Source organism: Chroococcidiopsis sp. CCALA 051 (genome assembly GCF_003015105.1).
In the GTDB taxonomy this organism is placed as follows: domain Bacteria; phylum Cyanobacteriota; class Cyanobacteriia; order Cyanobacteriales; family Chroococcidiopsidaceae; genus Chroococcidiopsis; species Chroococcidiopsis thermalis.
The window spans coordinates 63,656-88,554 of sequence record NZ_PYCI01000005.1 but is presented as its reverse complement, the minus strand read 5'-3'; the positions used below and the strand labels follow the sequence as shown (position 1 = coordinate 88,554).

At 44.5% G+C, this 24,899-nt stretch carries 26 protein-coding genes; 6 read left to right on the top strand and 20 right to left on the bottom strand.

Annotation, left to right across the window (positions count from 1 at the left end; all coding sequences use genetic code 11):
* Positions 1-209: 209 nt before the first annotated feature.
* The 4 genes from C7Y66_RS02225 to C7Y66_RS02210 form a co-directional block, all read right to left on the bottom strand.
* Positions 210-923, bottom strand: a complete 714-nt coding sequence (locus C7Y66_RS02225; RefSeq protein ID WP_106544320.1) for a J domain-containing protein — start codon at positions 921-923, stop codon at positions 210-212.
* Positions 924-938: 15 nt separating this feature from the next.
* Complete coding sequence (cysK, locus tag C7Y66_RS02220) at positions 939-1,901, bottom strand: cysteine synthase A (protein ID WP_106544326.1); 963 nt, start codon at positions 1,899-1,901, stop codon at positions 939-941.
* An 83-nt stretch (positions 1,902-1,984) separates the two neighbouring features.
* Complete coding sequence (locus C7Y66_RS02215; protein WP_106544319.1) at positions 1,985-2,422, bottom strand: Rrf2 family transcriptional regulator; 438 nt, start codon at positions 2,420-2,422, stop codon at positions 1,985-1,987.
* Positions 2,423-2,671: 249 nt separating this feature from the next.
* Entirely contained in the window at positions 2,672-4,483 is a 1,812-nt protein-coding gene (locus C7Y66_RS02210) for an iron uptake porin (RefSeq protein WP_015157487.1), read from the bottom strand.
* Positions 4,484-5,185: 702 nt separating this feature from the next.
* Here C7Y66_RS02210 and C7Y66_RS02205 point away from each other — a divergent pair.
* Complete coding sequence (locus tag C7Y66_RS02205) at positions 5,186-6,037, top strand: universal stress protein (RefSeq protein WP_106544318.1); 852 nt, start codon at positions 5,186-5,188, stop codon at positions 6,035-6,037.
* Between the two features lie 139 nt (positions 6,038-6,176).
* Here C7Y66_RS02205 and psbM read toward each other — a convergent pair whose 3' ends face one another.
* From psbM to C7Y66_RS02175, 7 genes are all read right to left on the bottom strand, one after another.
* Positions 6,177-6,290, bottom strand: coding sequence for a photosystem II reaction center protein PsbM (gene psbM / locus C7Y66_RS02200; protein WP_015157485.1), 114 nt, complete (start codon positions 6,288-6,290; stop codon positions 6,177-6,179).
* A gap of 91 nt (positions 6,291-6,381) precedes the next feature.
* Entirely contained in the window at positions 6,382-6,510 is a 129-nt protein-coding gene (locus C7Y66_RS32800) for a hypothetical protein (protein ID WP_255409924.1), read from the bottom strand.
* The gene (locus C7Y66_RS02195) at positions 6,507-6,806 is read right to left on the bottom strand and encodes a 2Fe-2S iron-sulfur cluster-binding protein (protein ID WP_041463596.1); all 300 of its coding nucleotides are present in this window, start codon (positions 6,804-6,806) and stop codon (positions 6,507-6,509) included. The genes C7Y66_RS32800 and C7Y66_RS02195 overlap by 4 nt, the downstream gene beginning before the upstream one ends.
* A 130-nt stretch (positions 6,807-6,936) precedes the next feature.
* Positions 6,937-8,001, bottom strand: coding sequence for a PrsW family glutamic-type intramembrane protease (locus C7Y66_RS02190; protein WP_199197200.1), 1,065 nt, complete (start codon positions 7,999-8,001; stop codon positions 6,937-6,939).
* A gap of 6 nt (positions 8,002-8,007) precedes the next feature.
* Positions 8,008-8,931: a class I SAM-dependent methyltransferase gene (locus C7Y66_RS02185; protein WP_106544317.1), complete on the bottom strand. Its 924-nt coding sequence runs from the start codon at positions 8,929-8,931 to the stop codon at positions 8,008-8,010.
* A 195-nt stretch (positions 8,932-9,126) separates the two neighbouring features.
* The gene (gene mscL / locus C7Y66_RS02180; RefSeq protein WP_106544316.1) at positions 9,127-9,561 is read right to left on the bottom strand and encodes a large conductance mechanosensitive channel protein MscL; all 435 of its coding nucleotides are present in this window, start codon (positions 9,559-9,561) and stop codon (positions 9,127-9,129) included.
* A gap of 117 nt (positions 9,562-9,678) precedes the next feature.
* Positions 9,679-10,263 (bottom strand): DNA-3-methyladenine glycosylase, encoded by a 585-nt coding sequence (locus tag C7Y66_RS02175; RefSeq protein WP_015157480.1) that lies wholly within the window; start codon positions 10,261-10,263, stop codon positions 9,679-9,681.
* Between the two features lie 145 nt (positions 10,264-10,408).
* On the opposite strand from C7Y66_RS02175, the gene C7Y66_RS32795 reads away from it, so the two are divergent.
* Positions 10,409-10,531: a hypothetical protein gene (locus C7Y66_RS32795; protein WP_015157479.1), complete on the top strand. Its 123-nt coding sequence runs from the start codon at positions 10,409-10,411 to the stop codon at positions 10,529-10,531.
* Between the two features lie 221 nt (positions 10,532-10,752).
* Positions 10,753-12,438: an MBL fold metallo-hydrolase gene (locus C7Y66_RS02170; RefSeq protein WP_015157478.1), complete on the top strand. Its 1,686-nt coding sequence runs from the start codon at positions 10,753-10,755 to the stop codon at positions 12,436-12,438.
* Positions 12,439-12,481: 43 nt separating this feature from the next.
* Here C7Y66_RS02170 and C7Y66_RS02165 read toward each other — a convergent pair whose 3' ends face one another.
* The 6 genes from C7Y66_RS02165 to C7Y66_RS02140 form a co-directional block, all read right to left on the bottom strand.
* Positions 12,482-12,793, bottom strand: coding sequence for a DUF6679 family protein (locus tag C7Y66_RS02165; RefSeq protein ID WP_015157477.1), 312 nt, complete (start codon positions 12,791-12,793; stop codon positions 12,482-12,484).
* 633 nt (positions 12,794-13,426) lie between these two features.
* Complete coding sequence (locus C7Y66_RS02160) at positions 13,427-14,635, bottom strand: glycosyltransferase (RefSeq protein WP_106544315.1); 1,209 nt, start codon at positions 14,633-14,635, stop codon at positions 13,427-13,429.
* 530 nt (positions 14,636-15,165) lie between these two features.
* On the bottom strand, positions 15,166-15,972 hold the full coding sequence (locus tag C7Y66_RS02155) for a Nif3-like dinuclear metal center hexameric protein (protein ID WP_106544314.1): 807 nt from the start codon (positions 15,970-15,972) through the stop codon (positions 15,166-15,168).
* Between the two features lie 112 nt (positions 15,973-16,084).
* Entirely contained in the window at positions 16,085-16,492 is a 408-nt protein-coding gene (locus C7Y66_RS02150; RefSeq protein WP_199197198.1) for a secondary thiamine-phosphate synthase enzyme YjbQ, read from the bottom strand.
* A gap of 38 nt (positions 16,493-16,530) precedes the next feature.
* Positions 16,531-17,622, bottom strand: a complete 1,092-nt coding sequence (locus tag C7Y66_RS02145; protein ID WP_106544312.1) for a glycosyl transferase — start codon at positions 17,620-17,622, stop codon at positions 16,531-16,533.
* 66 nt (positions 17,623-17,688) lie between these two features.
* On the bottom strand, positions 17,689-18,909 hold the full coding sequence (locus C7Y66_RS02140; protein WP_106544311.1) for an aminotransferase class V-fold PLP-dependent enzyme: 1,221 nt from the start codon (positions 18,907-18,909) through the stop codon (positions 17,689-17,691).
* A 174-nt stretch (positions 18,910-19,083) separates the two neighbouring features.
* Here C7Y66_RS02140 and C7Y66_RS02135 point away from each other — a divergent pair, with 174 nt between their 5' ends.
* The 3 genes from C7Y66_RS02135 to C7Y66_RS02125 all read left to right on the top strand — a co-directional run bounded on the left by C7Y66_RS02135 (position 19,084) and on the right by C7Y66_RS02125 (position 21,158).
* On the top strand, positions 19,084-19,494 hold the full coding sequence (locus C7Y66_RS02135) for a VOC family protein (protein ID WP_106544310.1): 411 nt from the start codon (positions 19,084-19,086) through the stop codon (positions 19,492-19,494).
* A gap of 67 nt (positions 19,495-19,561) precedes the next feature.
* A complete protein-coding gene (locus C7Y66_RS02130) occupies positions 19,562-20,431 on the top strand; it encodes an AraC family transcriptional regulator (protein ID WP_106544309.1) in 870 nt (289 codons plus the stop codon).
* A gap of 106 nt (positions 20,432-20,537) precedes the next feature.
* A complete protein-coding gene (locus tag C7Y66_RS02125) occupies positions 20,538-21,158 on the top strand; it encodes an antibiotic biosynthesis monooxygenase (RefSeq protein ID WP_015157469.1) in 621 nt (206 codons plus the stop codon).
* Positions 21,159-21,237: 79 nt separating this feature from the next.
* Here C7Y66_RS02125 and C7Y66_RS02120 read toward each other — a convergent pair whose 3' ends face one another.
* From C7Y66_RS02120 to C7Y66_RS02110, 3 genes are all read right to left on the bottom strand, one after another.
* A complete protein-coding gene (locus tag C7Y66_RS02120; RefSeq protein WP_106544308.1) occupies positions 21,238-22,740 on the bottom strand; it encodes an FAD-dependent oxidoreductase in 1,503 nt (500 codons plus the stop codon).
* 14 nt (positions 22,741-22,754) lie between these two features.
* Positions 22,755-24,086, bottom strand: a complete 1,332-nt coding sequence (locus C7Y66_RS02115; RefSeq protein ID WP_106544307.1) for an FAD-binding oxidoreductase — start codon at positions 24,084-24,086, stop codon at positions 22,755-22,757.
* 89 nt (positions 24,087-24,175) lie between these two features.
* Entirely contained in the window at positions 24,176-24,643 is a 468-nt protein-coding gene (locus tag C7Y66_RS02110; RefSeq protein ID WP_106544306.1) for a tetratricopeptide repeat protein, read from the bottom strand.
* Between the last annotated feature and the right edge of the window lie 256 nt (positions 24,644-24,899).

Sequence of the window (24,899 nt, the reverse complement as noted above, 5' to 3'; positions counted from 1 at the left end):
GGTGTGAAACGCGACTGCGGCGACGATACTCTGGGGGTCGCCCCACGGGACAATAGCTCCGCGCCAGGTCGATTTTTTGTATTAACACAAAGCCCTCTTTTTCTATAGATAAAGGGGGCTTTATTTTTTTAATCTTTGTTCGTCAAGTTTTAAGTCTATCTAGTATGTGTCAACTTGAAGAAAACTTCAATATGATATGACTTGACTTCTTAAACGATCGCCTCTACCGATTTTTGTGCCTCGCAGTGCAATCCGTGAGCAATCCGAAACATTTCTTGCCCGACGTGCAAATAACGTTCATCATAGTTAAGCGGAAAGTAGGCTAATTCATCTAATCCATCCGCTACTTGATTAATACAGTAATAAAGATGCGCTGCTGCTTTGCCCATACTGGGGGGATTTGGCATTGAACGAAATGTCGTTTGAGCTTGTTTCAACCAGTCCTTACAATCGACGATGTAAGCCTGAAACTTGTCCAAAAGTTCGTCATCAAATGGATCGGCAGATAATTCTTCGATTTGTTGTTCTAAAGAGTTTAGGATTCGACATAGCGATCGATTGACAGGTTGATAAACTTGTTGCATCCAAATTTCTATTTGCTCGTCAGCATCTCTACCACTAGGACGATTTTGGTAGGAAGATCGAGCATTTGGGCGTTGGGACGATCGCTGTTGTGTGGTAGTTGAATAAGGCGATCGCTTTGGCGCACCTGCTCCTAATTGGCGATCGTACTGCCGACGACTTTGAACGTCGCTCAACACTTCATAAGCAGCGTTAATCTGAATAATCCAATCGCGATCGCCTGTCTTAGGATTCGTATCGGGATGAAATTGCTTCACCAAGTGGCGATAGGCAGATTTGATCTCCGCTTGGCTGGCATGAGGTTGAATTCGTAGGGTTTCGTAGTGATTTGAGTGAGCCATTCAATCACTTTAGCGTTAACTAACCGTGGCGGGTAGTCTCGGCTCAAGATCTTGAAACAATGGCGTACTCAAGTAGCGTTCGCCAAAGCTAGGCTGAATCATCACAATTAGCTTGTCTTTATTTTCTGGACGCTGAGCTACCCGAACTGCCGCAGCCAGAGCCGATCCAGAAGAAATCCCCGATAGCAACCCTTCTTCCTTTGCCAAACGCCTACCGTAGGCGATCGATTCCTCATCGCTTACGGTAATGACTTCATCAATCAAGTCTACTTTCAGGACTTGCGGTACGAACCCAGCTCCAATTCCTTGAATTTTGTGGGGTCCTGGACGACCTCCCGATAGTACGGGACTGTTAGCTGGTTCGACTGCGATCGCTTTAAACCTGGGTTTTCTGGCTTTAATAACTTCCGCTACTCCAGTAATTGTTCCACCAGTGCCAACACCAGCAACTAAAATATCCACCTGACCATCTGTATCTTGCCAAATTTCTTCAGCCGTTGTCTCTTTGTGAATTTTGGGGTTAGCAGGGTTGCGGAATTGCTGCAACATGTAAGCATTCGACGTTGATTCCACAATTTCTTGTGCCCGCCGAATTGCACCACTCATCCCTTCGATGCCTGCTGTCAGTTCTAACTCTGCTCCATAAGCCCGCAGCATAGCTCGACGTTCGGCACTCATAGTTTCCGGCATCGTCAAAATTAACTGATATCCCTTTGCTGCTGCTGCCATTGCCAGAGCAATACCCGTGTTACCAGAAGTTGGTTCGACTAAAATCGTTTTGCCAGGGGTAATCAATCCCTCCTGTTCGGCAGCATTAATCATGCTGATGCCAATTCGGTCTTTAACCGAAGCGGCAGGGTTCATGCTTTCCAGTTTTACGACAATTTGGGCAACACAGCCTTCAGCTTGCGGAATACGATTCAACTGTACTAGAGGAGTACGACCGATGAGTTCTGTAATATCTTGGGCAATACGCATAGTTTGTCCTTCGTCAGGTGTCATTTATCATTCGCGAGCAGCAATAGTAATTCCACTACTCACTACTCATTACTCACTGGCAATCAGATATAGTACATAATATCGAGTTGTCGTCTGGCAGCTATCTGTTCGCAAAGATTTTGTAAGGTATGCTGCTGCAAGACCATATTTGCCGCCTGTCGAGCTTCATGCCAAATCTCATGCACGACAGCAGTTTCTAACGTTCTAGGCTTACTTTCTTCTTCAGTAGCTCTTGCTTCTATACCTTCTAGGCAGACCAAAACCTCTAGTAAAGTAATTTTCCAAGGTTCTCGCGCTAGGATATAGCCTCCCTTGGCTCCTCGTTGGCTTTTGACTATACCACCGCGTCTTAAGGTTGCTAGTAGTTGCTCTAAGTAGCGGTCTGGAATGTTTTGTTGAGCTGCTATTTGCCGAATTTGCAAGGGTTCACCGCTTTGGTAGCGAGTTGCTAGCTCCGAGAGGGCAAGCAGAGCATATTCTGATTTACACGACAGTTCCACAAGCTAGTTCCAAGAAGTTGAAGGATATTTTAATTTTTGGTCTTAACTTCTCTATTATACCCCGGTTCTCCACTGGGGTTTGATAGATTTATGATTTGTCACTTGTTATTTGTCAAGGGGTTCATCAAATGACAAAAGACAGATGATGAATGACCAACAAAAAACCCCGCTGCGATCGCGGGGTATGATAATTGAGAAAACGGCTAATTCCAGAACTAAGAGTCGCTCAAATTAGTCGGTCACCAAAACCTAGAAGTTGAATGTTGTGCGAAGCGTACCGATGATTGCATCTTCATCGCTGCCAGTTTGACCAACTCGGTTGAGCCAAATCACACCAGGAGTGACGGAAATATTATCGGTAAGTTGGTAGCGGTAGAAGCCTTCAACGTGGAGTCCATATTCATTACTGAAATCTCTGACACCAGGAGCATCTAGAGATGTTAATGTTGGTTGCACGCCAGCAAAAATACCTAACAAGTTACCTTCTTTGCCCAGGTCAGAGAAAGCTACACCGCCACCAAATGACCAGATATCACCATTACCACGACCAATAAGAGTAGCATTGGTGTAAGATCCGAAGCCGCTGATCGAGATGGTGTCGCTTAATCTGAAAGAACCAGAAAGACCGTAGGAATTAGAAGAGATTGGGACGGTGTCAGCACCTACAGCCGCACCCAAAAGCCTAGATGGATTGTTTGCCTCTAGCGTTCCAACAACACCAGTACTACCGGCGTAATTAAAGATATCGGAGTTTTCATCGTCATCTGGATTGAGGTTGCCGAGAGAAGCTCCAGTGTTGTATGCATTAACATAAGTTGCTGCAAGGGCAATGCGATCGCCGAAGTTGAAGTTCAATTGTCCTAATGCTGCATAATCACCGTTAAACAAGCCAGCCCCTTGACCTGGATCTTGAGCATTTCTAGCAAAATAGCCAGCTGTGATACTAGGTTTAAAACCACTGGCTTCGCCAAAAGGAGCGATGTTGATCCCCAAACCTGCACCACCCCCAATCCGATAGATCGGGTTTTCGGAAGCGAAGGTAGATATTGCCCCACGACCACCATCAAAGTCTTCAAAGAAGGGGTTGTTGGTGGGAGCGTAGTCGGCGTGAACGCCTCCTGCTGCGGCTAGATAAGCTCTGGAGTTTTCGCCAATTGGGAGTTTAAAGTCGTAGGCTGCCCAGTCTACCACAACATCATTACCATTGTCGGCTGGGTTGAAAGTGAGAGTGTTTTGGTAAGTATCTTCACCCACATCTAAGCGAGTCGCATTACCAGCTGATAAACGAGTGTGGAGGATATCGCTACCGGTGAAACTGGTTTGGAAATCCAATCGCACCCGATCTTGGAACACTGTATTAGCGTCGGTGTCTCCGCCAAAAGCATCACTGACAGCAGCGACCACTTCACCCACGAGTTTAGTGGTAGTCGAGAACTGATTCGCTTCGAGTTCTGCAACGTTAGCTTCTAGGCTGTCTACCCGTCCGCGTAGAGTTGCTAGTTCCGCAGAGAATTCTTCTTGCAATCTTTGCAGGGTAGCTAAGTCTTCCTTGCGAACTTGATCGGCTGTGCCAGCTGCAATCAATTCATTAACGCGATCGAGAGCAGCGTTCAAACCTGCGGCAAACTCATAACGAGTCATGGCACGGTTACCTCGAAACGTGCCATCGGGATAACCTGCAATTACGCCATAGCGTTCTACCAAGGATTGCAAGGCTTGGAATGCCCAGTCTGTAGGCTGTACGTCTGATAGCTGAGAGACTGAGGTTACCTGCGCGATGTTGTTGCGATCGCCTCGACCTTCATTACCATAACGGTTGATTTCGGAAATTGTATTGTCAGTTTCAGGGGCAGCAGGCACTTGTTGTGCGATTAGCGTTCCCTGTGGTTTTGTAACGCCACTATTGACAATACTTGTCTCTTTGGCTTCAATAGCAGCATTAAGTTCTGAAACTGCTGGAGCGCTGCTTGGTGTAGCAGCGATTGCCGATGTTGAAACTGCGAGTGCGGCAGTCAGCCACGCTGGGCTGAGAATAACGGTTTTCCACAATAACCTAGACATATTCCTTTTTTCCCTCACACCTTTAATCAATCTATATACTCAACTGTTACCTTCGTCTTGCGATCGCGGTACAGCTAGTTTACTCGTATCTGTAGATAAGATACTTCATATTTAGTTTAACTCCGTTCTCGAATAGTGCAATACTCAATCTAAAAAAAGATTAATAAAATCCAAAAAATATTATCTCACTCCAATCTCAATTCAAGCTTCAGCAAAATTTGCTACACAGCTCTACACTCTGGCTGAGTGACAGTTTGAATAGTGTCACTCAAAAGTTTACTTTCCAATTGCTTTGAACTAAGCCTAGCCAGCGCGACGATTGTTGTGCGAACTACTGAAAGTATTGTCATTATTGTCAGTCTAAGCACAAAGTTGAAGCGAGCTTCACGCTCCCGCTGCTGGGGAAGAAATAACAGTTGAAGCGATCGGATTTTGAGATTTTCTCACCCTCGATCTTAACAAATTTTAAAATCCTTTTTTCTATGTAATATATAAGTCAAATTAAATAATAATTTATCTATCTTGAAAGAAGATAACAAATTGTCAAACTTATTGCAGTAGCATGACCGTTATGCTTAAGAATAATAATGAGAGATGATGGCTTGCTAAGCTGCTTGAGCTAACTGAAAAAAAGCAAATTCTAACCCACTCATCCACTAACCAAGCATAAAAACTAGACGCATTCACTATCGGGTTAAATCAATGATTGAAAAAATTTTGCTTGCTGTCTCAGGACTGGGACACGCAGAAGAAATGCTCAAGAATTTGAAAGAGATTCCATCGATCGGACAGGCAAAAGTTACTGTTTTACATGTAGTTCCTTCCCAAGCAACTTCTGCTGGAATGACAACCAAGCTAGAGGAAGGTGACAAAATTATCGCAAATGCTGTGGAGTACTTAGGGTTAGATCCCAGCAGAACTGTTACTATGCTGCGACAGGGAGAACCCAAAGACGTAGTATGTCAAGTAGCAGATGAGGTTGATGCTGACTTAATTATTATGGGTTCGCGAGGACTCAAGCGGTTGCAAGCAATTTTATCTAACTCTGTCAGTCAATACGTATTTCAGTTATCCTCGCGTCCTATGTTGCTGGTGAAGGATGACATTTACGTGAAGAAAATCAACCGCATCATGGTAGCTTATGACGGTTCCGATGCGGCAAAACAATGCTTGCAGTTAGCACTCTTTTTGCTAAGAGATATTAAAGGCGGTCAGCTAGTCTTAGCATACGTCAATAAGAATTTGAGCGGTAAACAAGGAGAAGTTGCCCTAGCAGCAGCAGAAAAAGATCCAGTTTTGGCTGGGGCGATCGCTGAAGCGAAAAAGCAAGGAGTGCAAACCCGCTGTGTCACTAGTATGGGCAAGCCAGGCGAAGAAATTTGCCGCTTAGCTGAAGATATGTCTGTAGACTTACTAATGCTGGGTTCACCCGATCGCCGTCCTTCCGTGGCTAAAAGTTTTGTTGACATCGATCGCTTAATCGGCTCATCGCTATCAGATTACGTTCGTGTCAATGCTACATGTCCCGTGCTGTTAGCGCGGACGGTTGGTTGAAGAGCAGGAAGAGAAAGTCGCAAAGCAAGACAAGTCACAATTCAATCCTACACCCCGTGAACTAATAACTAAAAACCTCTGTAGTTCTTTCTACAGAGGTTTTGTTTTTGATTCAAAGCAATTGACAAAACAGTGATAATTAATCTTTTTTTCCTTCGCGGCTAGCGGTTTGGATGTAAAGAATGATTAAAAATACAGATGGAACTAGCACAAATAAGATGCTTGCCACAAAGCCTAAATCGTTTACTTGCATCGCCAGAAAGCCTCTTTTATACGGGGGTTTGACTCTTTCAGGATATCATCAATGCGTGACACAGAGGGAGGGGCGAGTCAGCGACCAGTTGTCAGTTATCAGTAAAGAAAGGGTGTAGGGTGTAAGGTGTGGGGAATTGGTAGTTGGTAGTTGGTAGTTGCTCCTGAAGCCCCTCAGCGACCTTGCGCTCTGCTACTCCTCTGCTCGATCGCTCCCTCATTTTGGTTTAGTAACAACGCTAACTGGTCCGTTGACTAAAGTTTGACAAGCAAGACGATAGTTAGCTGGCTTTTTCTTCAGCTTTTTGTTTTCAACTGGAGTGCGGGGTGAGAGATTTTCTACACCTTCAACAATCTCTACGATACAAGTACCGCATTGACCATAGCCGCCGCAGTTCATCATTTTGCCCCAAGTCGTATAAAGATCGATACCATTTTCTAGAGCTTTGATGCGGAGGTTTGCCCCATCAGCGGCGATCGCCTCCCGATTTTCTTGCACAAATTTGATGTTAGCCATAGCTGCTCTCTTTACCTGGGTTTCTGTCTCTCCGCCCTGCATCATAATACTTTGCTGAAACAAAAATTATACGTCTTGTTAATTATGTTAAATGATTGCGAAGTTTTATAAATGATTTTTCTAAAGAATATCATGACAAATTGCGACGGCTAGCAGCAAACCTCAAGTATCGATAAATTCCCCAGGCGATCGCTCCAGGAATCGAATTGAGTGCCGAGCGACTCGCGATAAACCAGAAAATATCTGGTTCGAGTAGCTGGACGGGATGTAAAGGGCTAAGAGTTCTGACAAGCAGAAAAAAGCCAAAAATTGCATTACCACCGAGCATCAGGGCAAACGCAACCAAACCTCTTTGCCAGTAGCGATGGATAGATGTGATGCCAGAAATCAGGATAATTGACGGCTGATGCTGCACCTGTCGCCACCAGCTTTCCATGCGCCAAAAGAGCCAGAGGAAAAATGGAAATAATAAGTAGCTCAAAAGATTTATTGGTGGATTGTAGCGCCAAGCACTAGAAAATATATTGACGAGAGCATGACAAATAATTGCGTCGATCAAAAAGGCAAAAGGCAAGAGGCGAGAGGCAAGAGGTAACTTCTCCCTCAGCCTCCTGGGCTCCCTGGGCTCCCTCAGCTCTCTTCTTCCCTGCTCCCTTGCCAGAGCATAGCCAAAAGCTGCTGAGAACATGGCATGAATGGGAGTACCGATCGCGCGCTCGAATACAGTTGCTACGCCATTGGATAAATAAACCCAGCTTTCTTGAGCAGTGAACCCTAGAGCGATCGCGATCGTCTGTATGAAAATAGAGAGGGCAGGCGATCGCCCGTTACCTCTACGTCCTGCCAACCATTGAGAAGTAATGACTCCAGCTAACTTACATCCCTCTTCAATTGGGGCAATAAACACCAACTGACGTACAGCTACACCAGCAAGAGTGCGAGTAAATCTTTGCCAATCTTCCCACTGGCTGGTGAGATGCTCGAATATCCACTCTAGACCCAGAGCGATACTACCAAAAATTGCGCCCCAACCGAAGCACAGTAGTAATAGAAACAGGGGAGGTGGTGCAGTTGCCCGACGATAGTAATAAATCAGTAGCAATAGTGGCGGAATAACTGCCCAAATGAATTCGGAATTCGGAATTCGGAATTCGGAATTAAGTACGTTCCACTCTGCCCGCGCACCACGCACCACGCACTACTAATCCTTCACCTGAGACACAATCGTCCGGTGGCGGGGGCTGTTACAGGTGATAGTAGGTGGATGGAAACCTGCTGCTACGATTGCTTGAGCAATATCCAACGTGAAATATTCGTCTAGATATGGCTCGGTACTTTTGAGTAGCGTCAAGATGTAGGGTGGCATCTGGGCATAGATTTCTGACTGGGGATTCATGTCCATAATTGCCAAATATCCGCCCGGACGCAACAACCGCTGCATCTCCTGCAATATCTGCCGCGTGGCTGACTGAGGCAATTCGTGACAGACAAGAAAAATCGAAACGAGATCGTAATTTGCCTCTGGTAGTCCTGTTGCTTCTGCGGCAGCGTGTACCCATTCGATTTCGCTCTGGTTTTGCTGCTGCGATCGCTGATGGGCAACGGCAAGAAAATAGGGTGATAAGTCTAAACCAGTAATTTTTGCTTGGGGATAAAGTGCTTTTAGAGCAAATGTACTCATACCCACGCTACAGCCTACATCAAGAATTGCTTGTGGGTTGTGAGGAAGTTGGCTTTTGACGATTTCATGATAACTCTGACGAAGTTTAGCATCGCCAGCCGCGCCTGCATCAGACCAAATTCCTGCATGAACGGCACGCGCAGCGACTTCTACCTCAAAAGCTGCATCCCAACTGAGATTGCCTTGTTCGTAAGCGTGGAAAGAGCAGCAATAATACTCGGGATATTGCAATTGAGGATTGTATACCTGTTGCCAGTGGCTTTCCCATTCTTGAGAGCGTAATTCTCGGACTGTTTTGGTCCAGGGTACGCCGATTTTCTCTGCTCGTTTCACCATCATTTGCCGTGCTTGATGCTTAGCTAAGTTAGCTAGAGGCTGAATTGCCAGCACGGTGTTTACCAAGCGGGAACCTAGTCCCGTAGCAGTATTTGCAGCAACGGTCATGAGTAAGAGTTAAAACAATTGGTTGTTCTATAAACATTTCTGGTCGGCTAAAAGCCAACTGACGTTTTGTGTGGACTAAAAGCCAACAGGCATTTCTGGTTGGCTAAAAGCCAAGCAATACTGCAATTTTACAAGCTTTGGATCTTATGAGATAGGGGTGCGATCGCACCTATGTTTATCTTGCTCAACTCGGGATTAACCCAAGTTCCGAGTCTCAATCGTGGTCGTCAGGCGATCTAATGCTCCTGTCAATCTCTCTTGGGCAATGACAGCAGGATCGGGTGGTGCAGCTTCAGCAGCTTCTGGACTGCGGAAAAATCGGCGCTGAGCTTTTTCAAAGGCACGGATGATTAAGAAAAGGCAAAAAGCAATGACTACAAAGTTGAGAACAGCTGCTAGAAACACACCGTATTTGATGCCGTTGACCGATAAATTTTGTAAATCTTGAACGTTAGCAGCCTGCAATGCCGGATTGAGAATTACGGGCGTAATAATATCTTCTACGAAAGAGGTAACGATCTTGCCAAATGCGCCACCGATAACAACTGCAACTGCCAAGTCAATGACGTTGCCGCGCATGATAAACTTGCGAAAATCTGCCCAAAAACCGCCGCCATTACTACGTGCCATAAATTTGTCAATCTCCTTTTATGTAGAGATTTGATGTTTAGATGAGGATTATACAAGTTTTTTGGGTTTTTGCTCAAATGCGATCGCGCTAATTGTTACAAATGCTACATGTCATAGTTAAACTTTAGAAACAGCCGGACAACCCTGCACGTACCACCGCCAAGGGAGATCTACACCTTGAGATAGTCCGATCCGCGTTGTCTGGACGATCGCAAATTCTTGCTGACGTTGTTCGAGCCATAGCGGTTGTCCTGGTTGTAATATAGTTCCGTTTAAGCCGCGATCGATCTGCAAAACACGACATAGTTTACCTGGTCCAGCCGCTAGACGGTGCAAGTTTCCTTTACTACCAATTTCCCAGCCACTAGGCAAGCACTCCAGTTGTAAAGCGCGAATGAGTACGGCACTAGGAATTCCTTCGCAGTCCGTGACGACATTTAGGCAGTGGTACATGCCATAGATTTGATACACGTATGCTCTCCCTGCCATGCCAAATACAACTTGATTGCGCGGGGTGACACGCCGATAGGCATGAAAAGCTGGATCTCCAGGGGCATAAGCTTCTGTTTCGACGATCGCTCCCCTGAGAATTTGTCCAGACGGCAATTGCCTAACTAAAGTGCAGCCAAGTAATGCTGGTGCAACTTCAGTAGATGGACGGGTTAGGGTAGAAGGTTCTAAAATCTGATGGAAGAGAGTCAATTTACCAGCAATTATTTATTTACAATTGAACGGATAAAGGCTGTTAGCGATCGCCCGATCGCGCTCTGCTAATATCCCCAGGGTAGAAGTCTCTCGACTTCAAATCGTTGTGCTTGTCGAAATTAAAGAGAGGAATAATTAAGAAATGGATATCAAACTTGTCTTAGTAGGATTAACGGTTGTATTTACTGTTTGTTGCCTATTTTTTGGCACGAAAAACGGATTTTACGATTCAGACAACTACCACGGTAACGGCTCCGCCCATTAACAGTGACCAGTGACCAGTGACCAGTTATTAGTGAAGAGTTGTTAGTTGTGAGTGCGTGGGGTCTAATTGCGCATTATGAATTGAATTGCCCCCCGATCTTTCCCTAACCTGTCGCTTCTATTCGCTGCTCGCTTCATTCATGACCTAATTATCCTACAATTCATCGTTTCATATTTATCGCTGCGCTCCAACAGCGGCATTAGGTTCGAGTGGAGGGGAAGATGAGCGATCGCATGTCAGCATCCTCTATGCCTGTAGGGGAAGCAAATTCAGAACTAGAATGCTTTCCCTATGGTGTGAAGCATGGGGATGAAGGTGTCTGTTTGATGGTCAAGATGGGACCGTACCGCATTCTGCTCGATTGCGGATTGACGGACATTTCTGTTTTACAATCGGGACTAGAACAGCCTAAGTCTCATGGTTTACTTGTCGCTACCAACTTGCCAGTAGACCTAGTTCTATGCAGTCATGCTCATCCCGATCATGCTAAAGGTTTACTATCCCTGCATCGTGCCTTTCCGCAACTGCCAATTTATGCCAGCGAAGCAACAACTCGTCTGCTACCGCTGAATTGGTTAGATGAGGATGGAAAGATCCCGCAATTTTGTCAAGCGCTACCTTGGCGATCGCCTGTGGAATTTCAGGATGGATTGACGGCTGAATTATATCCTGCCGGACACTTACCAGGGGCAGCAGCCATTCTCCTTACCTACACGACTGGACGGCGCACTTATACAGTGTTTTACACGGGGGACTTTTTCTTATCTAACTCTCGCCTGGTGGAAGGTTTACCTTTAGAAGAGTTACGCGGTTTAGAACCAGATGTATTAATTATCGAAGGAACCTACGGCACGGCACGTCATCCGCACCGTCGCAACCAAGAAAATCAACTGGCTGAAAGAATTAATCGGGCGATCGCCAGTTCGTATTCTGTCCTTTTGCCTACATCGACTCTAGGTCTAGGTCAGGAAATTCTGATGCTGTTGCGCAGCCATCACAACTTTACCGGACGCAACCTCGATATTTGGGTTGATGGCAGTGTAGCTCAGGGCTGCGATGCCTATTTAGAATTACTACCACATTTCCCCACAGCAGTACAAAACTTTGCCAAACATCAATCTTTATTTTGGGATGAAAAGGTACGCCCGCGAGTCCGTCGCCTACCACTCGAACAGCGAGGAATTGTCGGTCAATCGCCCTGTATCGCGATCGCAGATAATGTTACTGATTTAAGTCAATACTGCCAACCCAACACCGGACCCTGGTTAGTTCTTCTCCCTGAAAATCCTGGTCATCCTAACGAGTTTCAACCCTCACTCTTCACTCCTCATTCCTCACCCCTAGTAGAGGTAGAAACCTACCTGCTAGCACAGCATAGCGATGGTCCTGGTACGACTCAACTTATTCACAACCTGCGACCGAAGCACGTTATTTTCGTTCATGGCGCTCCAACTTATCTAGCCGACCTAGCTAGCCTGGAAGAATTACGCAACCGCTACCACTTACATTCTCCAGCCGTTGGCACGCTTGTCGATTTACCCATCGGCGATGTTTTCGTTCAACCAGCTGCTCCAGAAACGAATTATGAAGGAGAACTTAACGAATTAGGTACTGTTGTAACTATTACCTTGCCTGATGCCATTACCGCCGATCCTCGCTGGCGCAATTTTGCCGATACAGGCTTAGTGGAAGCTCGCTGGCAAGGTGAAGACCTAGTTTTGCGGGGCTTGTCGCCCCGCGAGTTGATGAACCAAAATGGCGATCGCTTAGCCTGGACGGATTTGAGCTGCTGTGCTACCTGCAAGTTCCAGCGCGGGCAGCGCTGTTGGAATCCAGAGTCGCCCTTATTTGGCTTCAAGGTTACACCGGATGGCTACTGCCCTGCCTACGAACGCCAAGACGAATAAAACAAGTAAAGGCGTTATCTAAAACGCCTTTACTGATTAGAACTTATTCAGGATTAGAATCAGTAAAGCGATTGCGAATGCGCTCTGCTTCGGGGCAGTCGTCAGAAACTAAGGGTTCAGCATTGCCTCGCGGTACAGAAGCTAGCTTCTGAGTCACTGCACCAATACTTTCTAGGCGAACCATCTCCTCCCAAGAGCAGATTTCGTCTTCTTCTTCAGTTTCATATCTGAGAGTGACTAAATCGCCTTCGATATCGATGATGCGGGCTTTCTCGATCCAGCGTTGCTGATCCCGCAAGAAGATACATACTTCACGCCCATCGCAACACAGTTGATAAATCTTGCGGTGTAGCATTTATTGCTTCTACCTTTCTCAACGTCGTTATACCTGTGGACTGTTGGGCTAAACCCTACTATATAATACCCAGTTTGAGCTACTTAACTTTACTCCAATTTGGCAATTATATGTTTGTGTTTCAGTTTTTGCTTGTATTTCAGTTTCATATTATATTTCGACCGCCAGCTATTGATTGAAACTACTACTGAGTCTAGCGGACACTAAAGAAGCCTATTAGAAACTTCATCTGTCATTAGCAGCATTTCGCTTATCCTCGCACTCCGACCAATATCAGTGGCTATCGACCGCGCTACATGCATTAAGCAACTTGGAAATTTTTGTACCACCTTTACGCTAGACGTTTACTTAAACGAATCATGCCTTTCCCTCTGCCTCCTCGGCTTGAGTGGCATCCCTCTAAGCGTCAATTCGAGAAAACTCGACCTTATCAGCTCGCTCTATTTTAATCAATTTTAACTCATTCTTTAGCATCTCATCAGCTTGAATAGAGAAAAATCAGGGTTTTCTATAAATCTTCCTCGCTCTTTTGCGCCATTTGACTGGTCATTTGTCATTGGTGAGTGGCTGGTGACTAGTGGTTAAACTCAATTCTTGTCACCAGCCACTAGTCACTAGTCAGTGATAACTGATTCAAACAACTGGCATCTGCGTTCTGTCTTGCTTGTGAATTCGGTCTGAGTAATGAGCTGCCGATCGCTCATCGCTGTTTTTCCGAGTCAGTATTCTCTCGACTAAGTTCTGTAGACGAGCTTTCCGAGCCATCATTGCTGGCGTACTATCCAGTCCGACTGTAGCTAAAATTGTTTCCCAACGGTAAACCCAATCATGTTTTAAGAGTGAGTTAACAACATTGTTAGTACGGATTTTTTGCAAGCGATCGGGCTGGGAGTCAAGTTCGGCTAGAATTTCAACTATATTAGGGGCATCGTAAGCAACTTGAATGACTGCATCCTCCCAGTCAAAATTTCGAGTAAAGGATTCGCATTCAGGGGGAACTCCTAGCATGACTGTTCCTGCTGCTGCACCTTCAAAAAAGCGTGCGCCTACTTCTTGTTGATCGCCAGTTGCATTTGCATCGTCAATCTTTGCTCGATTGGCAATAAAATAACGACTCTTTTTTAAAATATTTTTATATAGACTTCGATGATATCTATGATCGGCTGTGTATAGATCTTTGATAGTTTCATAGATATAAAAAAAATTAATTCTTTCAGATAAATTCAATAAAGCTTGATGCGTGACTTGCGAGCGGCGACCAACACTATAAAGATCGACGCTACGCTCTCTATTCAGCGGATAAGGACAGAACTTAATTGCATCAATTCCAAATGGAATGTATTCACAAGGGCGTTGAATTATTTTGGAGACTCCCTCGATACTTTGGCTAAAATTCATGAAAATATAGTCAATTTCTTGCAAAAAACTCAGCTGAACTTTCCATTTTTCAATATCTTTTGCCCAAATTTCATCGAGCCAAACTACTACTCTACGACATTTGTTTCGCCAGTTTTTTATTGAATTTATCGTTAGAATGTCTAGAGGAGACTGGCAGATGATAAAAAATAGTTCGTACTCTTTATCCAGATTAAATTGCTTGAACAATGGATTAATTAGCCTGCTACTACCAACAGCTTGAGCCATAGTATTAGCAATTCTATTAGTAACTTTGAACAAGTCGGGATTAAAAACTGGTGTAAGTATATCGGCTGAGTCAAATTCACAAATCAAATCTTCTAGCTCGTATAAATAACAGCGGGCAACATGAAACTTTATCTTTCGCAAAGATAGTAATAGAATTCGAGCGTTTTTCTTAGCATCGAGATTGAAGATTACTGACATATAGCTTACCCCTACTCGAATATTTAAATTGATAGTTTAGTTTTGCAATAGCTACTGCTATGCCACAGCAAAATTCTTCGCTTACCTATGCAAGCGATCGCATTTATGCAACTCGTGAATTTATCCGATTGAGTCTGCCGAATTACTACAACAGCTTTTACCAAACTTCCGCAAAATAGTCTAACAAATTATTTTGATATTTCGTAATAATTTGTTGACAATCAATGCAGTGAATTGATTTTAAAAAATCAAATCTTGCTATTAAATACTTAAACTAAAAAAGGCAAAGTTAGTAGAAACAGTGTATGTATGTAAGATGCTGCTGACGAAAACTAGTAAGAATTGCTTGCAGAAGTTGCTTAAACTCTTACCGTCTTGATAAACGTATTGTTTTATACTTTTTAGGTTACTTGCTGGATCTCAGATAAATTGTAAAATGGGCTACAAAATTTTCGAGTAAATGTAAAAATATATAACGATATTGGCTGTGACTTACGTAAGATCGCGGAGGTGTTTGGGTCGAGAAGCTGCTAGCGCTTGTAGAAAAGTCGAAAATCTTCGTCTTGCTGACTTAATTGCGCCCATTCCACTCCGGCAGTTTGAAGCTTTGTCACCAATCGATCGCAAGCTGGACGTTCGGTAGCGTAGTGTCCGGCATCAATCAGAATTAAACCGCGATCGCGACTTTCTTGAAATTGATGAAACTTACAATCGGAAGTTAAATAAGCTTGCGCCCCTGTTTTTACCACATCCGAAATAAAACTAGCACCAGACCCACCTAAAACAGCTACTCGCTCGATGGTTTTTTGTAAATCTACTGTCGGGGAGAAAATCAGATCGGGAGGGTTCAGTACTGTTTGAATTTGTTGTAACAATTCTTGCAAAGTACAAGAAGGGTTAATCTCTCCCACGCGACCGTAACCGAGTTCTGGCTGCGTCGGTACAATTGGCGCAACTTGCTTGAGATGTAACAACTGCGCTAGTACGTCAGCAGTACCGTCTGCTACTTGGTCAAAGTTAGTATGAGCTGTATAAACGCCGATATGGTGACGAAAAGCTAGGCGCGTCATGTCCGCGATCGCATTTCCACTACACAAAGATTTCAGCGGACTAAAAATTAGTGGATGATGGGCAAAAATTAGATTGACTGGAATACCCGATTTTTGTAGTGCGATCGCCTCTTGCATCACAGCTAGAGTTGGTGTCAAGCATACCAGTACCCTTGCAGGTTGCTCTAATACTCCTGGTTCAATCTGCCAACCAGAATTATCCCAACTTTCTTGCCAAGCAGGATTTGCCCAATTTTCAAACCAATTTATTAGATCTGAGATTGTCATTTTGGATGGGAATGGGTAATGGGTAATTGGTGAAAGGCGCTCTTGCGAGAGGTAAATTTTGAATCTTGAATTCCGAATTCCGAATTCCGAATTCCGAATTCTCCCTGCTCCCTTATTCAGAAATATGAACGACAAGTTCTCTAATATGGCTGCGCTGACGGTGTTCCCAAATGTAAATTCCCTGCCAGGTTCCTAATAATAATTGTCCTCTAGAAATGGGAATTTGTTCGGAAGTGTGAGTTAGGGCTGTACGAATGTGGGCGGGCATATCATCTGCACCTTCAGCATTGTGGATGTAATTCGCTGATTCTGGTACGAGTTTTGCCATGAAGTTTGCTAAATCTTGCAGTACATCAGGATCGGCATTTTCTTGAATTACTAAACTTGCAGAAGTATGGCGTAAAAATAAACTACACAGTCCAGTTTCTACACCAGATTGAGCAACAATTGCTTCAACTTTAGCAGTGATGTTAATAAAAGATTTACCAGCGGTAGAAAGTCTGAGAATATGTTGATGCATGGTCAGTTGTCAGTTATCAATTATCAGTTAATTCCGATTTACGACTTACGACTTACGGCTTCAAGCACGGCTTGGGCGATCGCTTCGTTGCCGTCTTTTGCTATAGGTTGAGATTGTCGGGGTGGTTGTGGAGGTTGGTGGAGAAATTCCCAGTGGCTTTGAAAGAATTCTTCTGTGTTGAGAATTTGATGGTAAGAGTAATTTGCAATTCCATCAACTAAAAATTTAGCTTCGGCAAAGTCTTCACGAGTCAGGGTAACTATAGGAATTCCCACGCCAACTGCTTCAGCAAAAGTACCGTAACCTGGTTTAGAAATAACTCTGCCACAGAGGGGCATAAAATCAACTGGACGTAACTTTTGGTCAGTAATTTTGATTAAATTTGGTAAGTTTGGAGCTGTAACATCAAAAGTAAGGAACTGCCAATCGGGGAAAAGTTGAAGGTTTTTAAACGGAATTTGTTGTAGACCTAAACCACCAAAAGTGAGTAAGATAGTTTTTTCTGGTGGGGTACTGATACCCCAATTAGATCGTAGCGTGTCGATCGCGTGACGTGGTGAACCACCCGTTAAGCCAACATCGGTAATATTGGAAAAAGCACTCATCGGTTCGTGAAAAGGCAACCGAAATAGGCGATCGCATTGTGCGTAATGCTTGCCCATCCAATCGGCAAATTCCACAAATTCACCTCCCCAGTCGCGATAAATGAAATCCCATCCAAAGTTACTACTCATATAACAGGGAATACCTGCGGCATGGGCGATCGCTACTGCCAAAGGAGGGATATCGGCAAGGATCAGATTAACGCGATTTTGACGGATAAAGTTAACTTCTGAGGCAATTATCGAGCGTTCTTGTTTGCGGATTTGCTGTAGCTTTTCTAACGTGGCGACTTTGTCCATCGTTAAGCTATCTGACTGGATTACACCTAAATCGAAGGCACGAGGACGATAGATAAAGTCTCCTTCTATGTATGATTCCAGTAACCAACGGGGTGCGGTTGTCACCATGATGAGTAAGATATCGGGACACAACTGCTGGATCTTCGCTGCAAGTGAGGCGGTGCGGGTCGCATGTCCGAATCCGTGGTTGGTGATGGCTATGTATATGGTAGGTCTAGATTTTTCCATAAAAGTTAAAGACAGATTAGTGTCACGCAAAGACGCTAAGCACACTTTGCACCTTTGCGTGACATTTTAGCTTTGCTGGCAAAATCTTTCGATTTCTTCAATGAGGCGATCGATCTCGCAGGGGAGGGTAAAGTAGTGGACGCAAGCCCTGACGCAGCTTGGATCGACGAGGGTGCGTGTCATCAAGCGATTTGATTCGAGAAATTGGACGAGTTTTGCATGAAGGGAAGATCGATTTTTGAGTTGAAAGGAAACGAGTCCGGCTTGAGGTGGGGCGTGACGCAGGCAAATAATATCTGATAATTCGTTCAGACGTTGCCAGAGATATTGGCTGAGTTGGCAAATTCGTTGATAGCGTGACTCGGCGGTTCCCCATTGCTGATGGGTGGCGATCGCAGCTTTCAATCCGGCATACTGTGGAAAGGCTGATGTGGCGACTTCATAACGTCTACCGTCTGGTTGCCATGCTTGGGGCTGTCCCGTACTATCCATAACTATACTCCGCCAGCCGATGAAGGTAGGCTGTAAGGGAGGGCAGTTATCCGTGCCAAGAAGTGCTTCTGGACGGACGTATAAACCACCAACTCCGGCGGGTCCGCACATCCATTTATGACCCGTGAAGGCGTAGAAATCTGCCCCTAGTTGAGTCAAATTTAAGGGTAACAAGCCGACAGATTGCGCTGCATCGACTAGAATTTGCACGGGGCGATCGCCCTGATGCTGTCTGCATACTTCTACAATTTTGTCAACTGGCAAGACTTGACCCGTATTCCAGAGGATGTGACTGATGACAACTAAGCGGGTGCGGGGTGTGAGGTGCTGGGCGATAACTGCGGCTGGATCTCCTTGGTTCAGCGTCGCCATGAGGGGACAGGTGGAAACTTCTACGCCAAATCTTCTGGCAATTTCTCGGGTAGTGGCGATGACTCCTGGGTGTTCGCAGTCTGAGAGTAAGATATGGTCTTTTGCTTGCCAGTCAATCCCCCACAGAGCAATATTACAGCCTACAGTTACATCTTCGGTGAGGGTAATGGTTTCGGGTGGGGCGTTGAGTTCAGTGGCAATTGCCTGTCTGGTTTTCTCGGTTTCTTGAGTAATCCAAGCGTTAACTTGAGAGGAGAAGGGACCGTTAAGTTGAATGTATTCGTGGGAAGCAATAATTGCGTCTATGGCTGCTTGGGGCATCGGTCCTTGCCCCCCATAATTGAAGTAAGATTTATTTGCCAGGGCGGGGAATTGCTGGCGATGTTGTTCGGTTCGGGTTTGTGCCGCAGAGATGCTCGTCATGGTGTAGCAAGCGGGGAAAAAAGCCATTCGCTCACTCTAGCATTATCTTTATCCTGTTGCTGTGGTAGGAGAGGCGCGATCGCTTGGGATATCAGGAAGAAATGGTTAAGTACATCAAAGTGCTGCGGCGATCGTAATACAATACATTTGTTCTAGTACATGCGAGAGGCTTGTATGACTCTAGGAACGATGAACCACCTCTGCCTCACAGTCAAAAGTTTAGAACAATCCGAACCTTTTTACGATGCGATTCTAGGCTTTATGGGCTACCAGCAGGTAGAAAAAAACGATATCTATATTATGTGGTGGTTGCAGGATGCTGGAGCAATTGAAATTACTGTTGCTAATCCAGATTCGCCTAACAAATTTCACGATCGCTACTCTCCTGGATTTCACCATCTGGCATTTAATGCCGATAGTCGGGAGCAAGTAGATAACTTACACAAATTAGTTCAAGAAATGGGCGTGACAGTCCTCGATCCTCCCGCAGAATATCAATATTCACCTGGTTACTACGCCGTTTTCTTTGCCGATCCTGATGGGCTAAAATTGGAGTTAGTTCATATGCCAAATTTGCCTGAGTAGGTACGATTGTTTTATCCAAAAGGATGAGGCGAATGAAGTGAGAAATTAAGAGAATGGCAAAGGGAAAATGAGCCGAGAAAACACAACCAAGAGTAAACGTTTTCTAGAGATTGTACCGCATTCGCCCATTCTATCTAGTCAAGCAACTACGTTAGACCTTATTCGTGTCGAACATCATTATCAACCTGCAAATGGATTGTCTGAATGCTGTCTTCCTCAGCATCTAATTAGCATTCATCTTGGACACCCAATTCAACTAGAGCGAACAGCAGAGGGACAATGTATTAGCGAACGTCTGATACAAGGTGACATCATGATTACGCCGCCTTATCTGTATCGCAAATTAGCTTGGGATCGTGATGCTGACTTCCTGTTACTTCGTCTTGACAGTAAGCTTTTCGTATCTGCTTTTTATGAATCAGCAAATATTGAAATTATCCCACAGTTCAAACTTCACGACCCACTCATTCAACAAATTGGTTTAGCACTCAAATCGGAATTAGAATTAGAGGGATTAAGCGATCGCCTCTATGCAGAATCAATGGCAAATGCATTAGTAGTGCATCTTTTAAAACATTACTCAGTACGGAAATATAAAGTTCGCAATTGCGCTGGTGGTTTATCTAAATTAAAAATCAAACAGGTGATTGATTACATTCACGACAACTTGGAGCAAAATCTGACCTTAGTAGAGATAGCTGCTGTCATTCAAATAAGTCCCTATCACTTTGCTCGTTTATTTAAACAATCTATAGGAATTACACCCCACCAGTACGTAATTAGCAAACGAATTGAGAAAGCAAAACAATTGCTAGAAGAACACAACTCGATTGTTCTTGTTGCAGAGAAGGTGGGATTTCAAAGCCAAAGTCACTTTACAAAGATGTTTCGTAAATATACAGGGATAACTCCCCAAGCTTATAAAAAATTGCTGTAAATCCAGCAAGATTGTTACAACTTTAGCAAGAATGCGTGAGACAAGACGATAAAAAGACTTTACTATAACTGGCAAGTTAGTGTAGCATTAATGTAGAAAATCTAAGATGATTCAAATAGATAGCACCAATGCCGTTACTGTCGGGCTAGATCTTTACAGCGTCGCCCCAAGGCATCAAGATGCTTTAGTAGAAGCAATTGTACAACAACAGATTGAATCTTGGTTATCTAGCAATTTCTTAAAATCTGCTAGCGTTCATAAAAGTTTAGATGGCGTTCGTGTCTTTACCTATAGCCAGTGGATGCCTAAATTCGATTATCGCAATTTATCACGCCCAACTATTTTTACTGAATTTTTTCCTCCCGATTCCCATTTACTCGAAGTGTTCGCTAGCCGATCGCTATCTCAAGAAGTTTCGATTGTTGCAGGCGATCGCATCACTCATTTAGCAGAGTTTAGAATGATTTCTGCTAATCAGCAAGAAATGGTGAAACGCGCATCAGCTGAACTCGATCGCGCTATGAATAATTCACCAGGTTTGATTTCGGCTACTTTTCATCGTAGTCTAGATGGTACGAGAGTTTTCAACTATGGGCAATGGGAGAGCCAAGAAGCATTTGAAGCTATTTTGAAGCAGCCTGGATTTAATCCAGATGAGCCTTATTGGGCGGGAATTGCTCGCAACGAATTCCATCTCTATCAAGTCGTTCATGCATACGAAAAATAGACTTAAGCCAAGTATTAGGCAAATAGAATTCGCGTCTACACAGGCAAAGTCCGCCTGCGCGGACTGAAATCAATTGAGGTTATGGTAGCCAAATGGGAGGAAAAGTATTACCTAAATTACGTAAATTTCTGTTAAGCGATCGCATCATTTCTATATGTGGCTCGTCCGGTTCGACGGGAATAATTTCGGCTGTTGTCCCCTTGCCAAATCTTTCTATAACTAGATTTGCTGCTTCTAAACCAGTAACGTAGGCTTTTTCTTGCGACCACGAACCGTGACGGTTGATAATCCAATCACCGCTCATAAATACATTATCTATACTCGTCTTTGCTGGTAACATATTTTGATAGCTACCAGGGGCAAAATGAGTTACGGCTCTAGATAAACGAATAATACTGCGATCGCAAATTTTAGCTGCTTGAAATTCTGGTACGCAAGTTGTTAAATAATCTTGTACTAACGAGACAATTTCCTCATCGCTCATTGGTAACAGTTGATTGGCATGATAGAAATCTGCCTCAATGACTGTTTCTGGTACGTCGCGGTATTCATCGTGTAATGCATTGAGATCGAAAAACGTCCAACCTGTGGTAGCATCAAAGCCGAAACATGCATTAGAAGGACGGGGAATGTGAATTTTGCGATCGCACCATAGCCGAGTTGCTAACACATCAACCGCACCCAAATTCATTAAATTCCGAAATTCTTTGCGGTTTTGCAAGCTAGAACTACCGCTAACAATCTTCTGCATCCCGCTGACTCCTACAGCAAAGATGACAGCATCCGCCTCGAAGACTTCATCGCCGCAAACTACAGCTTTTGCCAATCCTTCACTATCGAGGAGAATATCGCTGACGCGACGATTAGGTAGAATTTTTCCCCCCGCCTGTTCGATTTGTTCTACCCAAGGACGAAAAATCTTTTCCCCTACCGTACCCCGACACCAAACCACGTCAAAATCCGGTTGGTGCGCCAGGATGAAATAATACAACATTCCCAAAGCCGCAGCCGCAGAACATTGTTCGCCTGGTGCAAATAACCCTACTAGCAGCATCGGTTCAAATGAATCGCGGTAAAGTCTAGCCGATACGCCAAAATCTTTAAACAGTTCGCGAGCTGTAACTTTGTCGTAACGCTGCCAAGCCTCGTCACTATTATCGAAATCTACTACAGCATAGAGTAATGGTAAAGCACTGAGGCGATCGCTTAAAGGTAATCTTTTGAACTGGGTGTAGAGAAAAGTTCCCAGTGGTGTAGGAAGGCGCGGTAAATCTTGAAAAATTGGCGACTCTACCTCTAATCCAGCAGGGGAATATTGGGAAGAACGGGTAAAAGGTGTAAAAGGACTAATCCCTAGTTCCCGTACTAGGGAAAAAATATTACTGTAAGGATACCAGAAACCATGAATTCCCGCTTCTACCGATCGCCCGCCTGGAGTTTTCCAACCTGCAACCAAACCCCCAGGATAAGCACCTGCTTCTAACAGCGTCACATTGTACCCTTGTTTTGCTAGGCGATATGTAGCTCCTAATCCAGCCCAGCCAGCACCAATAACGACGACTTTCGGATTCTGTGATTCCATGCTTGAGAGTCAGCCTACGATCGCATCAACGCCTTAATCTTACCTGGATTGAGCAACCCATAGGGATCGACCATTTGTTTAAACTTCATCTGTTCTGGGTCGATAACTTTTCTGCCACCGTCTTCAATAATATATGTATGCGGATTAGCAATGAAAACCCCATGTTCTTCGTGATAGCGGATAATTTCGTTCAGGCGTTCCTCGGTAGTATATTGCACTAATTGCAGGGCAGCGGGAACAGTTCGACCGCCAACACGGATAAATTCTAAATGCATCATCACCTCGTCACCGAAGTAACGATACATATGGTCTACTATTTGGAGATTTTTATCGGCAGGAAACAGACTTTGTAAATAGGTAATATTAGGATTGGCACTACGAGCGTGTAAAGTAGTATGATTCCAGGTAAATTCTGCCAAGTTGAATTTCTTACCTGCATCTTGTTGCGATCGCTGATAGGTAATACAACCGCCGTATTCTTGTACCAATCCAGGTAATAATTCCAAACTCGGTTCAGCTACCATTAACAGTGCTGCGTGAGTTCCATCAGGAATGTATTGACGTGCGCCAAAATAAGAGGGAATTGACCAAGCAAAAATAGAAATAAGCTTTTTAATCATCCCATCAGCATCGCCCAAAGCCTGACCGAAATGGGCAGCCGCCATAAAACTTGCAAAAGTGACAATCACCTCAGTCCAAGGATAAGCCGCACCAAGGGGAATTTCTAATTCCGTGATAATGCCATTAATACCCCAAGCGTGGTTGACTTTGTGGATATCATCTCCCCGCAGTTCAATCGCTTTGGGTTCGTCTTCCATAGTTACGACACGAATAGCATTAATATTACCGCGATCGCGCAACTGTCCGTAATTAATCGAGCCAATTCCCCCACTTCCGCCAGCAATAAACCCGCCAATCGTCGCCGTCCGATAAGTAGAAGGAACCATCCGCATCTCCCACCCTGTTTCTCGCGCTTTCTTATCCAAAGCAGCTAATTTCACCCCTGCTTCTACCCGCGCTACTCCCGATTTAATCCAGCGAATTGCCTGCATCCGCGACATATCCAAAACCACGCCACCGTGGAGGGGTACGCACTGCCCGTAATTGCCCGTTCCAGCCCCCCGTATCGTCACGGGAACGCGGTATTTAACGCAGGTTGTTGCAACCTGCATCACCTCTGCTTCTGTCGTAGGACGGACAACCAAATCCCCCTTTTTCCCATCTAACTGAGCTTGCAGTATGGGACTGAAAGTGTGGTAATCCTGAGATAACTTAGCAACTTGGTTAGGATCGCTAATAACTTCAATTCCCTGTAACTCAGCCGTCAGTGCATCCCAATCAATCATAATCAGTTATCAGTTATCTGTTGTCAGTGGAACCAGTGGCTGGTGACTAGTGGCTAGAACTACTCGCCTATACCTTAGCTCTTTGCCCCTCATAACTTTGCCGTACATTCCAAGAGCAGCCTTTGATTATCTATGGCATATGGCTGAATCTTCAATGCTTGGCGAAAAGCGCGAATTGCAGCGGAATAATCTGCTAGTGCCATTTGGCATAAACCCAGACCGTGCCAAGCACCAAAATGCATTGAGTTGAGTTTAACGACTGTCTGACAATCTACCAATGCTTTTTCGTACTGGGCAGTGAAGTAGTATAAAATAGCTCGGCGATTCCAAGCTTCGGCAAAATCTGGTTGGTCGCGAATAAGTTCTGTCAAGACTGCTTCTGCCTGCGACACTTTTCCAGCCGAGAAAAGAACTTGAGAACGTTGGATGCATTCCCAACCGTAGTCCCCTTTTTGATAAAACCAAGCTCGCCACAGCGCTTCTGTTGCTGCCTGACGCACGACTTCATCAGGATGCTTCAAGTTTTCTAGAAAAGATTGAATAGACGACTCATTCATACGTTCGTTGTCATAGCTAAGTTATTAGTTAAGTCGGATGTTAAAGGCGATCGCGGTATGACTAAGGGCTTTTACCCGTTTCCTTCAATTTTAGAATTAAGCAAGTCCTACCACTTTTTTGTACTTTTTTATACATAAATTTGAGAACTTAGTATCCTGAACCTCAGATTTAACCCAAGAGCAGCCAATTTCGTGCTATGGGTTACTATTGAAACCAAAATTCGATCGCTATAATTGAAGTTTCCCCCTTAAGGTT

Coding starts and splice junctions, on each gene's coding strand:
- C7Y66_RS02120 (WP_106544308.1), bottom strand. CDS start 22,740: ATGGAATCACAGAATCCGAAAGTCGTCGTTATTGGTGCTGGCTGGGCT.
- psbM (WP_015157485.1), bottom strand. CDS start 6,290: ATGCAAGTAAACGATTTAGGCTTTGTGGCAAGCATCTTATTTGTGCTA.
- C7Y66_RS02205 (WP_106544318.1), top strand. CDS start 5,186: ATGATTGAAAAAATTTTGCTTGCTGTCTCAGGACTGGGACACGCAGAA.
- C7Y66_RS02110 (WP_106544306.1), bottom strand. CDS start 24,643: ATGAATGAGTCGTCTATTCAATCTTTTCTAGAAAACTTGAAGCATCCT.
- C7Y66_RS02155 (WP_106544314.1), bottom strand. CDS start 15,972: ATGACAATCTCAGATCTAATAAATTGGTTTGAAAATTGGGCAAATCCT.
- C7Y66_RS02185 (WP_106544317.1), bottom strand. CDS start 8,931: ATGACCGTTGCTGCAAATACTGCTACGGGACTAGGTTCCCGCTTGGTA.
- C7Y66_RS02135 (WP_106544310.1), top strand. CDS start 19,084: ATGACTCTAGGAACGATGAACCACCTCTGCCTCACAGTCAAAAGTTTA.
- C7Y66_RS02150 (WP_199197198.1), bottom strand. CDS start 16,492: ATGCATCAACATATTCTCAGACTTTCTACCGCTGGTAAATCTTTTATT.
- C7Y66_RS02140 (WP_106544311.1), bottom strand. CDS start 18,909: ATGACGAGCATCTCTGCGGCACAAACCCGAACCGAACAACATCGCCAG.
- C7Y66_RS02130 (WP_106544309.1), top strand. CDS start 19,562: ATGAGCCGAGAAAACACAACCAAGAGTAAACGTTTTCTAGAGATTGTA.
- cysK (WP_106544326.1), bottom strand. CDS start 1,901: ATGCGTATTGCCCAAGATATTACAGAACTCATCGGTCGTACTCCTCTA.
- C7Y66_RS02160 (WP_106544315.1), bottom strand. CDS start 14,635: ATGTCAGTAATCTTCAATCTCGATGCTAAGAAAAACGCTCGAATTCTA.
- C7Y66_RS02210 (WP_015157487.1), bottom strand. CDS start 4,483: ATGTCTAGGTTATTGTGGAAAACCGTTATTCTCAGCCCAGCGTGGCTG.
- C7Y66_RS02195 (WP_041463596.1), bottom strand. CDS start 6,806: ATGGCTAACATCAAATTTGTGCAAGAAAATCGGGAGGCGATCGCCGCT.
- C7Y66_RS02165 (WP_015157477.1), bottom strand. CDS start 12,793: ATGCTACACCGCAAGATTTATCAACTGTGTTGCGATGGGCGTGAAGTA.
- C7Y66_RS02125 (WP_015157469.1), top strand. CDS start 20,538: ATGATTCAAATAGATAGCACCAATGCCGTTACTGTCGGGCTAGATCTT.
- C7Y66_RS02145 (WP_106544312.1), bottom strand. CDS start 17,622: ATGGAAAAATCTAGACCTACCATATACATAGCCATCACCAACCACGGA.
- C7Y66_RS02115 (WP_106544307.1), bottom strand. CDS start 24,086: ATGATTGATTGGGATGCACTGACGGCTGAGTTACAGGGAATTGAAGTT.
- C7Y66_RS32795 (WP_015157479.1), top strand. CDS start 10,409: ATGGATATCAAACTTGTCTTAGTAGGATTAACGGTTGTATTTACTGTT.
- C7Y66_RS02170 (WP_015157478.1), top strand. CDS start 10,753: ATGAGCGATCGCATGTCAGCATCCTCTATGCCTGTAGGGGAAGCAAAT.
- C7Y66_RS02225 (WP_106544320.1), bottom strand. CDS start 923: ATGGCTCACTCAAATCACTACGAAACCCTACGAATTCAACCTCATGCC.
- C7Y66_RS32800 (WP_255409924.1), bottom strand. CDS start 6,510: ATGAGGGAGCGATCGAGCAGAGGAGTAGCAGAGCGCAAGGTCGCTGAG.
- mscL (WP_106544316.1), bottom strand. CDS start 9,561: ATGGCACGTAGTAATGGCGGCGGTTTTTGGGCAGATTTTCGCAAGTTT.